Origin of the sequence: Pseudomonas sp. Leaf48 (genome assembly GCF_001421885.1) — a bacterium.
In the GTDB taxonomy this organism is placed as follows: Bacteria; Pseudomonadota; Gammaproteobacteria; order Pseudomonadales; family Pseudomonadaceae; genus Aquipseudomonas.
This window is the reverse complement of the sequence record NZ_LMLH01000001.1, coordinates 191,252-204,869: the sequence shown is the minus strand read 5'-3', so window position 1 is coordinate 204,869 and position 13,618 is coordinate 191,252. Positions and strand designations below refer to the sequence as shown.

12 protein-coding genes are annotated in these 13,618 nt (G+C 59.7%); 6 read left to right on the top strand and 6 right to left on the bottom strand.

The window, feature by feature from the left end; translation table 11 throughout:
- Nucleotides 1-3 precede the first annotated feature (3 nt).
- The 3 genes from grxD to ASE98_RS00925 all read right to left on the bottom strand — a co-directional run bounded on the left by grxD (nucleotide 4) and on the right by ASE98_RS00925 (nucleotide 2,976).
- Nucleotides 4-345 carry a Grx4 family monothiol glutaredoxin gene (gene grxD, locus ASE98_RS00935; protein WP_034149018.1) on the bottom strand — a complete coding sequence of 114 codons (342 nt, stop codon included), beginning with the start codon at nucleotides 343-345 and terminating at the stop codon, nucleotides 4-6.
- 97 nt (nucleotides 346-442) lie between these two features.
- Nucleotides 443-2,551 (bottom strand): molybdopterin oxidoreductase family protein, encoded by a 2,109-nt coding sequence (locus ASE98_RS00930; RefSeq protein WP_060539556.1) that lies wholly within the window; start codon nucleotides 2,549-2,551, stop codon nucleotides 443-445.
- A 134-nt stretch (nucleotides 2,552-2,685) separates the two neighbouring features.
- Nucleotides 2,686-2,976 (bottom strand): hypothetical protein, encoded by a 291-nt coding sequence (locus tag ASE98_RS00925; protein WP_060539555.1) that lies wholly within the window; start codon nucleotides 2,974-2,976, stop codon nucleotides 2,686-2,688.
- 406 nt (nucleotides 2,977-3,382) lie between these two features.
- On the opposite strand from ASE98_RS00925, the gene argF reads away from it, so the two are divergent.
- The gene (gene argF, locus ASE98_RS00920) at nucleotides 3,383-4,303 is read left to right on the top strand and encodes an ornithine carbamoyltransferase (RefSeq protein WP_060539554.1); all 921 of its coding nucleotides are present in this window, start codon (nucleotides 3,383-3,385) and stop codon (nucleotides 4,301-4,303) included.
- Nucleotides 4,300-5,409: an ABC transporter ATP-binding protein gene (locus ASE98_RS00915; RefSeq protein ID WP_060539553.1), complete on the top strand. Its 1,110-nt coding sequence runs from the start codon at nucleotides 4,300-4,302 to the stop codon at nucleotides 5,407-5,409. Before argF ends, ASE98_RS00915 begins: the two co-directional genes overlap by 4 nt.
- Before the next feature lie 115 nt (nucleotides 5,410-5,524).
- On the opposite strand, the gene ASE98_RS00910 is transcribed toward ASE98_RS00915, so the two are convergent.
- Nucleotides 5,525-6,307 carry a PhzF family phenazine biosynthesis protein gene (locus ASE98_RS00910; RefSeq protein ID WP_060539552.1) on the bottom strand — a complete coding sequence of 261 codons (783 nt, stop codon included), beginning with the start codon at nucleotides 6,305-6,307 and terminating at the stop codon, nucleotides 5,525-5,527.
- Between the two features lie 92 nt (nucleotides 6,308-6,399).
- Entirely contained in the window at nucleotides 6,400-6,870 is a 471-nt protein-coding gene (gene ybaK, locus ASE98_RS00905) for a Cys-tRNA(Pro) deacylase (RefSeq protein WP_060539551.1), read from the bottom strand.
- A gap of 372 nt (nucleotides 6,871-7,242) precedes the next feature.
- Here ybaK and ASE98_RS00900 point away from each other — a divergent pair, with 372 nt between their 5' ends.
- The 4 genes from ASE98_RS00900 (at nucleotide 7,243) to glpD (ending at nucleotide 12,388) form a co-directional block, all read left to right on the top strand.
- On the top strand, nucleotides 7,243-8,094 hold the full coding sequence (locus ASE98_RS00900; protein ID WP_060539550.1) for an MIP/aquaporin family protein: 852 nt from the start codon (nucleotides 7,243-7,245) through the stop codon (nucleotides 8,092-8,094).
- Between the two features lie 74 nt (nucleotides 8,095-8,168).
- Nucleotides 8,169-9,674, top strand: coding sequence for a glycerol kinase GlpK (glpK, locus tag ASE98_RS00895; protein ID WP_060539549.1), 1,506 nt, complete (start codon nucleotides 8,169-8,171; stop codon nucleotides 9,672-9,674).
- Nucleotides 9,675-9,769: 95 nt separating this feature from the next.
- A complete protein-coding gene (locus ASE98_RS00890; RefSeq protein WP_060539548.1) occupies nucleotides 9,770-10,525 on the top strand; it encodes a DeoR/GlpR family transcriptional regulator in 756 nt (251 codons plus the stop codon).
- 324 nt (nucleotides 10,526-10,849) lie between these two features.
- Nucleotides 10,850-12,388, top strand: a complete 1,539-nt coding sequence (glpD, locus tag ASE98_RS00885; protein WP_060539755.1) for a glycerol-3-phosphate dehydrogenase — start codon at nucleotides 10,850-10,852, stop codon at nucleotides 12,386-12,388.
- Nucleotides 12,389-12,454: 66 nt separating this feature from the next.
- Here the strand turns inward: glpD and ASE98_RS00880 are convergent, their stop codons facing one another.
- Entirely contained in the window at nucleotides 12,455-13,561 is a 1,107-nt protein-coding gene (locus tag ASE98_RS00880; RefSeq protein WP_060539547.1) for an NADH:flavin oxidoreductase/NADH oxidase, read from the bottom strand.
- Nucleotides 13,562-13,618: the final 57 nt, after the last annotated feature.

The window sequence follows — 13,618 nt, the reverse complement described above, 5'->3', positions numbered from 1 at the left end:
GAATCAGGCTTCGGACTTGTTGGCAGCAGCAGCTTCAACAGCAGCCTTGATGGTGGTCTGCAACGAACCGTCTGCAGCCATCTCGGTCATGATGTCGCTACCACCAACCAGCTCGCCACCGACCCACAGTTGTGGAAAGGTTGGCCAGTTGGCGTATTTTGGCAGGTTGGCGCGGATTTCCGGGTTCTGCAGGATGTCCACGTACGCAAACTTTTCGCCACATGCCATCACGGCCTGCGCGGCTTTCGCGGAAAAGCCACACTGCGGGGCATTCGGCGAGCCTTTCATGTAAAGCAGAATGGTGTTGTTGGCAATCTGCTCTTTAATCGTTTCGATGATATCCATGGAGCACCTCGGCTGAACTTTCCGACTCACGGGTCGGCACGGTGGCGCATTGTAACGGAAAGCCGAGCACCCTGCTCGGTCTCTCCGTCAGACTGATTCAGGCCGCCGCCACGGTCACCGGCACGCCATTGAGCGCCGCGTTTCCCGACAACTCATCGAGTTGACACTCGTCGGTCAAGTCATTGGCGCTGGAGCCTGGCTGTCCGCTGGCGATGCTCATTTGCACACCCGGACGCGCATGGCCCCAGCCGTGCGGCAGGCTGACCACTCCCTTCATCATATCCGGGCTGCCCAGCACTTCAACTTCAATCACGCCGACCCGCGAGCTGACCCGCACCCGCTGCCCGTCGCTGAGCCCGCGACTGGCCAGATCATCCGGATGCATCAGCAACTGGTGGCGCGGCTTGCCCTTCACCAGGCGGTGATAGTTGTGCATCCACGAGTTGTTACTGCGTACATGGCGACGGCCGATCATCAGCAACTCATCGGCAGCCGGCGCCTGCAAGGTCGCAAAGCGGGCCAGGTCGGCGAGAATCTCGGCGGGGGCAGCCTGGACGCGCTGGTTGGCAGTTTTCAAGCGTGGAGCGAGGTTAGGCTTGAGCGCTCCAAGATCTACGCCATGAGGGTGATCGAACAAGGTTGCCAATGAAAGCCGGTGCTGCGAAGCATCGCCATAAAGCCCCATGCGCAAACCGCGATCGATCATCTGCGCCGGCGCCATGGTCGGTTTCAGCTCCTTGCCGGTTCGTGCGGCGAACGCCTTGGCCAGGCCGACGAAAATCTCCCAGTCGTGCAACGCGCCCACTGGCTTGGGAAGAATCGCGCGGTTGAAGCGGCTGACGTTACGCACCGCAAACATATTGAACGTGGTGTCGTAATGATCGTTCTCCAGAGCGGAGGTGGACGGCAGGATCAGGTCCGCGTAACGCGTGGTTTCGTTAATGTACAGATCGATGCTGAGCATGAACTCCAGACCATCGAGCGCTTGCTCCAACTGTCGACCATTGGGTGTAGACAGCACCGGATTGCCCGCCACGGTAATCAGCGCCCTGACCTGCCCTTCCCCCTCTGTAAGCATCTCTTCGGCCAGTGCCGACACCGGTAACTCGCCCGCATATTCCGGACGCCCGGACACCCGGCTCTGCCACAGATTGAAATGCCCCCCCGAAGTCGATGCCACCAGATCCACTGCCGGCTCGGTGCACAACGCACCACCCACTCGATCGAGATTGCCGGTGACCAGATTGATCAACTGCACCACCCAGTGGCACAACGTACCAAATGCCTGGGTCGAGACGCCCATGCGGCCGTAGCACACGGCCGTCGGTGCCGCGGCGAAATCCCGCGCCAACTGCCGAATCTGTTCGGCCGGTACTGCGCACAGCGGGCTCATGGCTTCGGCGGTGAACGTCGCGACAGCCTCGTGCACTGCATCCAGGCCGTCCACCGGCAGATGACTTTCGCGGGTCAGGCCCTCGGCGAACAAGGTATTGAGCAGCCCGAACAACAACGCCGCATCGCCGCCGGGGCGCACGAACAGATGCTGATCGGCGATCGCTGCCGTTTCACTGCGGCGTGGATCGACCACCACCACTTTACCGCCACGGGCCTGAATCGCCTTCAGGCGTTTTTCCACATCCGGCACGGTCATGATGCTGCCATTGGAGGCCAGCGGATTGCCGCCGAGGATTAACATGAAGTCGGTGTGATCAATGTCCGGGATCGGCAGCAGCAAGCCATGGCCGTACATCAAATGGCTGGTCAAGTGATGCGGCAACTGGTCGACCGAGGTGGCGGAAAAGCGGTTGCGCGTTTTCAACAGACCGAGAAAGTAATTGCTGTGGGTCATCAGCCCATAGTTGTGCACGCTCGGGTTGCCCTGATAGACCGCCACGGCGTTTTGCCCGTGACGCTCCTGAATTTGTGCCAGGCGTTCGGCGACGAGCTTGAAGGCATCCTCCCACTCGATCGGTTGCCATTCATTCCCCACCCGCTGCATCGGCTGATGCAAGCGATCCGGATCATTCTGTATGTCTTGCAGGGCAACAGCCTTGGGACAGATGTGCCCACGACTGAACGTATCCAGCGGATCGCCCTTGATCGAGGTGATCTGCCGGTTGCCGTCTTCGGCCTCGGTGGTCTCGATGGTCAGGCCGCAAATGGCTTCACACAAATGGCATGCACGGTGATGGAGAGTCTTGGTCATGGCCAGTCTCTGTCTTGTCTTGGGCGGGCAATGGCGGCCGCGGAAACAAAACTATGGCGCCAGACCCGCCCCCACGCCAGCGACGTTTGTCTTGTGAATCGGCGGTTATCAGGCCAGCCGATGGCTACCCGGGATCAGTTCGAAGGCAACCTGGGCGGCATGTGCAACGGGATTGCCTTGAGGGGTTCGATCGGCTCGTGAGGACCATGTACCCCGGTCAATTCGCCAATCAGTCGCCAGTGCTCGTCGAGCCCGGCACTGATGGTCGCCATGCGGTCCACCATATGGCGACCGGCAGCCCGGGTTACCTCGTCTTCACTGCGCAGCAATTCGAACGACATCGTCGTCACCGATGCAGTGAGGTGGGTCAACGAGCGTGCGGTGAGGCCCAGTAGTTCCATCAACAGCTGTTCTTTGGATTCCATCAGGGGGGCTTCCTGCGTCGCTCGATGTTTATTTATAACCCAGCACTTTGCATTAGCAAATATTTCAGGGCGGCGACAGACGGTCGAGCCTGCCGAACCCCGGGGTCAAATAACCACCGCAACCGACTCTTCCCCGCGCCGCTTGATTGCCAAGCCCCGCGAAGCCAGTGTACAAATGCCTGGTTGCTATCAGGAAACAGGCTTCAAAGCGCTACCGCGGTGATCCCGTAGCCCCTCTGAAATTCCCTAAAAACTGTAGCCCTATTGGTAAGACGCGACATTTAATTATAAGATCGCGCCTTCCCCTATTTCGTCGCCCCGTGCGGCTTACGCCGCAGGTCTCGCCCGTTGTTCCGTTAAACAAGGCTTTGAGCATCTGCGGTTTGTAGCAAAAAGGTAGTCAATGATGAGCGCAAGGCACTTTCTCTCCCTGATGGATTGCACGCCCGAAGAGCTGGTCAGCGTGATCCGCCGAGGCGTTGAGCTCAAGGACCTGCGCAACCGCGGCGTGCTGTTCGAGCCCCTGAAGAACCGTGTACTGGGGATGATTTTCGAGAAGGCTTCGACCCGCACCCGCATTTCGTTCGAAGCCGGCATGATCCAGCTTGGCGGCCAGGCAATCTTCCTGTCGCCCCGTGATACCCAGCTGGGCCGTGGCGAGCCGATCGGCGACTGCGCGATTGTCATGTCGAGCATGCTCGATGCGGTGATGATCCGGACCTTTGCCCACAGCAACCTGACCGAGTTCGCCGCCAATTCCCGCGTACCTGTGATCAACGGTCTGTCCGATGACCTGCACCCGTGCCAGTTGCTGGCAGACATGCAGACGTTCCTCGAACACCGCGGTTCGATCCAGGGCAAGACCGTGGCCTGGATCGGCGACGGCAACAACATGTGCAACAGCTATATAGAAGCGGCGATCCAGTTCGACTTCCAGTTGCGCGTGGCCTGCCCGGAAGGCTACGAACCCAATCCGCTGTTCCTGGCCAAGGCGGGCGACCGTGTCACTGTCGTGCGCGATCCAAAGGATGCCGTACGTGGCGCCCATCTGGTGAGCACCGACGTCTGGACCTCCATGGGCCAGGAAGAGGAAACCGCCAAGCGTCTCAAGTTGTTCGCACCGTACCAGGTCAACCGTGCCCTGCTCGATCTGGCCGCAGAAGATGTCCTGTTCATGCATTGCCTGCCTGCGCACCGTGGCGAAGAGATCAGCGTCGACCTGCTCGACGACAAGCGCTCGGTGGCCTGGGATCAAGCCGAAAACCGCCTGCATGCACAAAAGGCCCTGCTCGAATTTCTCGTCGAGCCTGCGTATCACCACGCATGAGCCAGACTTTACTGCTCAACCTGCGCAACCTCGCGTGCGGCTACCAGGACCAGCGCGTCGTACAGAACCTCAATCTGCATTTGAACGCAGGCGACATTGGTTGCCTGCTGGGTTCCTCGGGGTGTGGCAAGACCACCACCCTGCGGGCGATTGCCGGTTTCGAGCCCGTGCACGAAGGTGAAATCCAGCTGGCGGGCGAGACCATCTCCCGCGCCGGTTTCACCATGGCCCCGGAAAAACGTCGCATCGGCATGGTGTTTCAGGACTACGCTCTGTTTCCGCACTTGAGCGTGGCCGAGAACATCGCCTTCGGTATTCGCAAGCACCCGCAAAAAGAGCGCATCACCGAAGAGTTACTGGAACTGGTCAACCTGAAAGGCCTGGGCAAACGCTTTGCCCATGAGCTTTCGGGCGGCCAGCAGCAACGTGTTGCACTGGCTCGGGCGCTGGCACCGGAGCCGCAATTGCTGCTGCTTGATGAGCCCTTCTCCAACCTCGACGGCGAACTGCGACGCAAGCTCAGCCATGAGGTACGCGACATTCTCAAGGCCCGTGGCACCAGCGCCATTCTGGTAACCCACGACCAGGAAGAAGCCTTCGCTGTCAGCGATCACGTTGGCGTGTTCAAGGAAGGCCGCCTGGAGCAGTGGGATACGCCCTACAACCTCTATCACGAACCGCTGACGCCGTACGTGGCCAGTTTCATTGGCCAGGGCTACTTCATTCGCGGCCAGTTGAGCAGCCCGGAGTCGGTGCAGACTGAACTGGGTGAGTTGCGCGGCAATCGTGCCTATACCTGGCCGGTGGGCGGTGCCGTGGACGTGTTGCTGCGCCCGGACGACATCGTCTATGCGCCGGACAGCGGCCTGAAGGCGCGAATTGCCGGCAAGACATTCCTGGGGGCATCGACCCTGTATCGATTGCAACTGCCTACCGGCGCGCAACTGGAGTCGATTTTCCCCAGCCATGTCGATCATCAGGTCGGGGTGGATGTCGGCATTCGTGTTGCAGCCGAACATCTGGTGCTGTTCCAGGCGTCCGGCAGTACCGCTGCGCAGATTCCCGCGGTTGAATCAGGTGTACGCCGTTACAGCGCAGCCAACTGAAACAATGCCAATCCCGGCAGGAGTACGCCTGTTCGCGATAGCGTAGATCAGCCAACATCTCAGTTGCATCTGATACCGTCATCGCGAGCAGGCTCGCTCCTACAGTCGTTTTGCGTCAGCCCAACATCAGCGTTCCACGCGCCACCAACGTCGCGTTCCCGCCAATCTTCACCCGTTCCCCTTCCAGCCTGCAGAACAACTCGCCACCGCGCGCAGAACGCTGATAAGCCGTCAGCTGCGACTTGCCCAGCCGGTTCGCCCAGTACGGAATCAGCAGGCAATGGGTCGACCCCGTCACGGGGTCTTCATTGATACCAATCGCCGGAGCGAAGTAGCGAGAAACGAAATCGTGCTGCTTGCCCCGGGCTGTGACAATCGCGCCCAGCCACGGCAGTTTCGCCAGGGCAGCCATGTCTGGCTGGCAATCGAGCACGGCCTGCTCGGACTCCAGCACTACAAACAACTCATTCGAATTGAGCACTTCAACGGCTTTCACCCCGAGCGCACGCTCGACGTCCAGGGTCTCGGCTAATTCCGTCTGCAAGATGGCCGGGAAGTCCAACCATAACCGCCCGCCCTCGCGGGTCACGCTCAGGGGGCCGGACTTGCTGGTGAAGTCCAGGCGCTCGACCGGCTCTTTATAGACTTCAAACAGCACATACGCACTGGCCAGCGTCGCATGCCCGCACAACGGCACTTCAGTCGTCGGGGTAAACCAGCGGATGTGCCAGCCCTGCCCTTCGCGTACCACGAAGGCGGTTTCAGCGAGATTGTGTTCACCGGCAATTTTCTGCATCAGTTCATCGGCGAGCCAGGCATCGAGCCGATACACCATGGCCGGGTTGCCACTGAACGGCCGATCACTGAATGCATCGACCTGATGAAATTCAAGCTGCATAACCTTCTCCCCTTGTCTGATCACCCAGCATGCTATGCCCGGCAAACCGGCACCAGTGACAGAGCAGCCTGATTTTCACCCTACAGCACGCCTTAAGCGCGGCCGATATCGGCAAATTTCGCCTGGGTATGTTCGGCCAGCACGGCCGGTGCCAACTCAACTTCCAGCCCGCGCCGACCTGCACTGACAAAAATGCTGGCAAAAGGCTGAGCCGAATTGTCGATGAAGGTGCGCAGGCGTTTCTTCTGGCCCAACGGACTGATCCCCCCCAACAGATAACCCGTGGACCGCTGGGCAGCGGCCGGGTCGGCCATTTCGGCTTTTTTCACCCCGGCTGCATGGGCCAGCCCTTTCAAATCCAGGGTTCCAGCCACCGGCACGACCGCCACCAACAACTCGCCTTTCTCGCTGGCCGCCAGTAGCGTCTTGAACACCTGCGCCGGGGCGAGGCCGAGTTTTTCCGCGGCCTCCAGCCCATAGGAGGCGGCCTTGGGGTCATGTTCGTAACTGTGCACGCGGTGTTCGGCCCGAACCTTTTTCAACAAATCCAATGCGGGGGTCATGACAGCTCCAGACTGGGCGGCAGAAGAAAAATCCTGCGCCGGATTCTAGGACATTGATCAGTAAAAGGCTCTATAGCGCGCCTGAATCCGCAGCCTGCCAAGGGCTTCAATCCTCAACATTCGAGAAAAACGTGGACCCCGGAGATTCGTTCATCCATGCGACGAATAGTTTCTTTGTGCCAAATAGTTCACTTTCGACCTTTGACAGCAGTGTTTCTTGTCTATATTTTTTCGTTTCTGAAAACCATACAAATTACGCACTGCAGCACCCAGCATCAAACCGGGACCAGGATGGGGATCCTGCCCCGGTAAAAAACGCGCTTTGACCATGATGGAAAGCAGCGCCAGACAACAAAAAGAATTGAGGTTTCAATGACAACGGCTTTACAACAACCGTCACTCTCGAGCCAATGCATGGCCGAGTTCCTGGGTACTGCGCTGCTGATATTTTTCGGTACAGGCTGCGTTGCCGCGCTCAAGGTCGCGGGTGCCAGTTTCGGCTTGTGGGAAATCAGTATTATCTGGGGCATCGGTGTGAGCATGGCGATCTACTTGACCGCCGGAGTTTCCGGGGCTCATCTGAACCCTGCCGTGAGTATTGCCCTGAGCATTTTCGCTGACTTCGAAAAGCGCAAACTGCCTTTCTACATCATTGCCCAAGTGGCCGGTGCTTTCTGCGGCGCAATGTTGGTTTACACGCTCTACAGCAATCTATTCTTCGATTTCGAACAAACCCACCATATGGTTCGTGGCACTCAGGCCAGCCTCGAATTGGCCTCGGTGTTCTCCACTTTTCCCAACCCTGCGCTGTCCACCGCCCAGGCTTTCCTGGTCGAGGTGATCATTACCGCCATCCTGATGGGCGTGATCATGTCCCTGACCGACGATAACAACGGCTTGCCCAAAGGCCCATTGGCACCCCTGTTGATCGGCCTGCTGATTGCGGTGATCGGCAGTTCGATGGGGCCACTGACCGGTTTCGCGATGAACCCCGCGCGCGACTTCGGCCCCAAGCTGATGACTTTCCTTGCCGGTTGGGGTGAAATTTCCTTCACTGGCGGACGCGACATTCCGTATTTCCTGATTCCGGTTTTTGCACCGATTGTCGGTGCCTGCCTCGGCGCTGCCGCTTATCGCGGGCTGATTGCCCGTCATCTGCCCAGCGCCATACCTGCTACAAAGGATGCATCTACGGCCATTGACGGCAAACCACGAACTTCTTGATACCGTTGGCGCATGATCCTGCCCATTCGAGCACGCGCCAGACTTCACTCCCTTATTCGTCTAAGGCAATCGACATGACCGACACCCAGAATAAGAACTACATCATTGCCCTCGATCAGGGTACGACCAGCTCCCGCGCGATCATTTTCGACCGCGATGCGAACGTGGTCAGCACCGCCCAACGGGAATTCGCACAGCATTACCCGCAAGCCGGCTGGGTCGAACACGACCCGATGGAAATCTTCGCCACCCAGAGTGCCGTCATGGTCGAAGCCCTGGCACAAGCCGGCCTGCATCATGACCAGGTGGCTGCAATCGGCATCACCAACCAGCGCGAAACCACCGTGGTCTGGGACAAGAACACCGGTCGCCCGATCTACAATGCGATCGTCTGGCAATGCCGGCGCAGCACGGAAATCTGCCAACAGCTCAAACGCGACGGCCACGAGCAGTACATCAGCGATACCACGGGCCTTGTCACCGACCCGTACTTCTCCGGCACCAAGCTCAAGTGGATCCTCGACAATGTCGAAGGCAGCCGCGAACGCGCGCGCAACGGTGAACTGCTGTTCGGCACCGTCGACAGCTGGCTGATCTGGAAATTCAGCGGCGGCAAGGTGCATGTCACCGATTACACCAACGCCTCGCGCACCATGCTCTTCAACATCCACACCCTGGAGTGGGACGCGAAGATGCTGGAGCTACTGGATATACCGCGGGAGATGCTGCCGCAGGTGAAGCCCTCGTCGCAAATCTATGGCCACACCAAAAGCGGCATCGCCATCGGCGGTATCGCCGGTGACCAGCAAGCCGCCCTGTTCGGCCAGATGTGCGTTGAGCCTGGCCAGGCGAAAAACACCTACGGCACCGGCTGCTTCCTGCTGATGAATACCGGCGACAAAGCCGTGAAGTCCAGTCACGGCATGCTCACCACCATCGCTTGCGGCCCGCGTGGCGAGGTGGCTTATGCCCTGGAAGGCGCCGTATTCAATGGCGGCTCCACGGTGCAGTGGCTGCGCGATGAACTGAAGATCATCAACGACGCCCACGACACCGAATACTTTGCCAACAAGGTCAAGGACAGCAACGGCGTGTACCTGGTGCCGGCGTTTACCGGGCTGGGCGCGCCGTATTGGGATCCGTATGCCCGTGGCGCATTGTTCGGCCTGACCCGTGGCGTGCGCGTGGACCACATCATTCGTGCCGCGCTGGAGTCGATTGCCTACCAGACCCGCGACGTGCTCGACGCCATGCAGCAAGACTCCGGCGAACGCCTCAAGGCCCTGCGCGTGGACGGCGGCGCGGTAGCGAATAATTTCCTCATGCAGTTCCAGGCCGACATTCTCGGCACCCAGGTCGAGCGTCCGCAAATGCGTGAAACCACAGCACTCGGCGCCGCCTACCTGGCAGGCTTGGCCTGTGGCTTCTGGGGCAGCCTGGAAGAACTGCGTGGCAAGGCAGTCATCGAGCGCAAGTTCGAGCCGACCCTTGAGGAGGCCGCGAAGGAAAAACTCTACGCAGGCTGGAAAAAAGCGGTCAGCCGGACCCGCGACTGGGAGCCCCACGAAAGTGCTGAATAAGTCCGTCTGAGAACTTGTAAAGGCTTGTAACTGGTAGGGAGCGGATTCCTGCGGCATCATGGGCAAATTTTGCCCGGCAGCCCAAAGGAAGCCCCATGAATCTGCCTCCCCGTCAGCAGCAAATCCTCGAACTGGTCCGCGAGCGCGGCTATGTCAGCATCGAGGAAATGGCCACGCTGTTCGTTGTTACACCGCAAACCATCCGCCGCGATATCAATCAGCTCGCGGAAGCCAATTTGTTGCGTCGCTACCACGGCGGCGCCGCCTACGACTCCAGTGTCGAGAACACCGCATACGCCATGCGCGCCGATCAGATGCGCGATGAAAAGCAGCGTATTGGCGAAGCCATTGCCGCGCAGATTCCCGACCATGCCTCGCTGTTCATCAACATCGGCACCACCACCGAGTCGATTGCCCGGGCCCTGCTCAACCACAGCCACCTGAAGATCATCACCAACAACCTGCACGTGGCCTCGATGCTCAGCGCCAAGGACGACTTCGATGTGCTGCTGACCGGGGGCAACGTGCGCCGCGATGGTGGCGTGGTCGGCCAGGCCAGTGTCGATTTCATCAACCAGTTCAAGGTCGACTTCGCCCTGGTCGGCATCAGCGGCATCGACGAAGACGGCAGCCTGCTGGACTTCGACTATCAGGAAGTGCGGGTGTCCCAGGCGATCATTGCCAACGCCCGACAGGTGATCCTGGCGGCGGACTCCAGCAAGTTCGGGCGCAACGCCATGATTCGCCTGGGCCCGATCAGCCTGGTTGATTGCCTGGTCACCGATCAGCAGCCTTCGCCGGCATTGGCGCAATTGTTGACGCAACACAAGATTCGCCTGGAAGTCGTTTAAGCCCCCCAGATCTTCGGCGCCTGTTGCGCCGCCATCGCGGGCAAGCCCGCTCCCACCTTAGGTGTTGTGTCGATCACAAAACCTGTGAACACAATTGAACACTGTGGGAGCGGGCTTGCTTGCGAAGGCGATCGTGCATACAGAATCACTCTTGCACCTTAACGCGCATCAAAATGTTCGTAAATTTTCCTTTAACCCTCCTTCGATGAGTATTCTCAATCGAAACGGACTGGTTGCGCGCGTCTTTATCGGCTAATATTTTCGAATATGAACATTCATGTTCGAATTCAAATACAGAAAATCAAAAAGCCCGAGGCCTTGCCGATGCCCATTTCTACCCTGCCTACGCCCCCACTCGCCGAGGTCTACGATATTGCCGTCATCGGTGGCGGGATCAATGGCGTGGGCATCGCAGCGGATGCCGCGGGCCGCGGGCTTTCGGTGTTCCTTTGCGAAAAGGATGATCTGGCCAGTCACACTTCGTCGGCCAGCAGCAAACTGATCCACGGCGGCCTGCGCTACCTGGAACATTACGAATTCCGCCTGGTACGCGAAGCCCTGGCCGAACGTGAAGTGCTGCTGACCAAGGCGCCGCACATCGTCAAGCAGATGCGCTTCGTGCTGCCCCACCGGCCACACCTGCGTCCGGCCTGGATGATCCGCGCCGGCCTGTTCCTTTACGACAACCTGGGCAAACGGGAACAACTGGAAGGCTCGAAAAGCCTGAAGTTCGGCCCGGACAGCGCGTTGAAAAGCGAAATCACCAAAGGTTTCGAATACTCCGATTGCTGGGTGGACGACGCGCGCCTGGTGGTCCTGAACGCCATGGCGGCCCGGGAAAAAGGCGCCCACATTCACACCCAGACCCGCTGCGTCAGCGCTCGGCGCGCCAAGGGCCTGTGGCACCTGCACCTGGAGCGCGCCGACGGCAGCCTGTTTTCCATCCGCGCCAAGGCGCTGGTCAACGCCGCCGGCCCCTGGGTCGCAAAATTCATCCGCGACGACCTGAAAATGGAGTCGCCATACGGCATCCGCCTGATCCAGGGCAGCCACCTGATCGTGCCGAAACTTTATGAAGGCGAACACGCGCACATCCTGCAAAACGAAGATCAGCGCATTGCGTTCACCATTCCGTACCTGAATCATTTCACCCTGATCGGTACCACCGACCGCGAGTACACCGGCGATCCGGCGAAGGTGGCCATCACTGACAGCGAAACCGAATACCTGTTGAACGTGGTCAATGCCCACTTCAAAAAACAGATCGGTCGCGAAGACATCCTGCACAGCTATTCCGGCGTGCGGCCGCTGTGCAATGACGAGTCCGACAACCCGTCAGCGGTCACCCGCGATTACACCCTGGCGCTGTCGGGTTCTGACGAAGAAGCGCCGTTGCTGTCGGTATTCGGTGGCAAGCTGACCACCTACCGCAAGCTGGCCGAGTCGGCGCTGGCGCAACTGGCTCCGTACTTCAAGCACATGCAGCCTAGCTGGACCGCTACTGCCACACTGCCGGGCGGTGAAGACATGACCACCCCGCAGGCCTTGAGCTCGCGTATCCGTGACCGGTTCGACTGGGTCCCGACGGAAATCGCCCGCCGCTGGGCCACCACCTACGGCAGCCGCACCTGGCGCATGCTCGAAGGCGTACAAGACCTCGGCGACCTGGGCGAGCACATCGGCGGCGGTCTCTACACCCGCGAAATCGATTACCTGTGCAGTGAAGAGTGGGCAAGCAGCGCCCACGACATCCTGTGGCGCCGTAGCAAGCTCGGGTTATTCACCACGGCAGCGGAGCAGGACAAGCTCAAGGACTACCTGAACAAGGTCGAACAGAACCGCAGCAAGATCGAAGCGGCCTGATTGATCATTGGAATAAACGAAAGCCCCTGAACCTCACGATTCAGGGGCTTTTTCGATTTACCAACTTCAGTCGCGCAGGTCTGACTCGTGAATAGGCTGCTCACGATGGGTCGCCCGCTGATATTGCGCCGGCCAGACGGCCTTGCGCCCACCCAGATCATCGTCCGCGTGCAATGCCCAATATGGGTCGCGTAACAACTCTCGAGCCAGGAAGATGATATCCGCCTGGCAGGTGCGCAAAATATGCTCGGCCTGGGCCGGCTCGGTGATCATGCCGACCGTGCCGGTGGCGATGCCTGACTCCTTGCGCACACGCTCGGCGAAGCGGGTCTGGTAACCGGGCCCTATGGGGATTTCGGCATTTGCCGCCGTCCCGCCCGACGAGACGTCGATCAGGTCCACGCCGAGATCTTTCAGACGACGGGCCAGCTCCACGGTTTCATCCGGGTTCCAGCCATCCTCTACCCAGTCGGTGGCCGAGACACGAACGAACACCGGCAACTCCTCAGGCCACACCGCACGCACCGCTGCGGTCACCTCCAGCACCAACCGAATGCGATTTTCGAACGAGCCACCGTATTGGTCACGCCGCTGATTACTCAACGGTGAAAGAAACTGATGCAGCAGGTACCCATGGGCAGCGTGGACTTCGACCACTTTGAAACCTGCTGTAAGGGCGCGCTTGGCGGAATCGACAAAGGCTTGAACCACCTCAGCGATCTCGCCTTCATCCAGTTTGCGCGGCTGGGTGTGCTGCGGGTCGAACGCTATCGGGGAAGGTCCGACTGGAGTCCAGCCGCCCTCATCCGGCTTCACGCTGCCATGCTTGCCCAGCCACGGCCGATAGGTGCTGGCCTTGCGCCCGGCATGCGCCAGTTGAATGCCGGCTACAGCGCCCTGAGCGGCGATGAAGCGGGTGATGCGTTGCAAGGGTTCGATCTGTTCGTCATTCCACAGGCCGAGGTCCTGGGCGGTAATGCGCCCGTCGGCGGTGACCGCCGTGGCTTCGGTAAATACCAGCCCGGCCCCGCCGACCGCACGGCTGCCGAGATGGACCAGGTGCCAGTCATTGGCCAGGCCGTCGACACTGGAATACTGGCACATCGGTGATACCGCGATGCGGTTAAGCAGGGTCAATTGGCGAAGGGTATAGGGTTCAAGCAGCAGACTCATGGGGCACCTCTCGTATCAGTGGGCAGGCTCCAGGTTCTGTTTGAATAGTCGACGAGT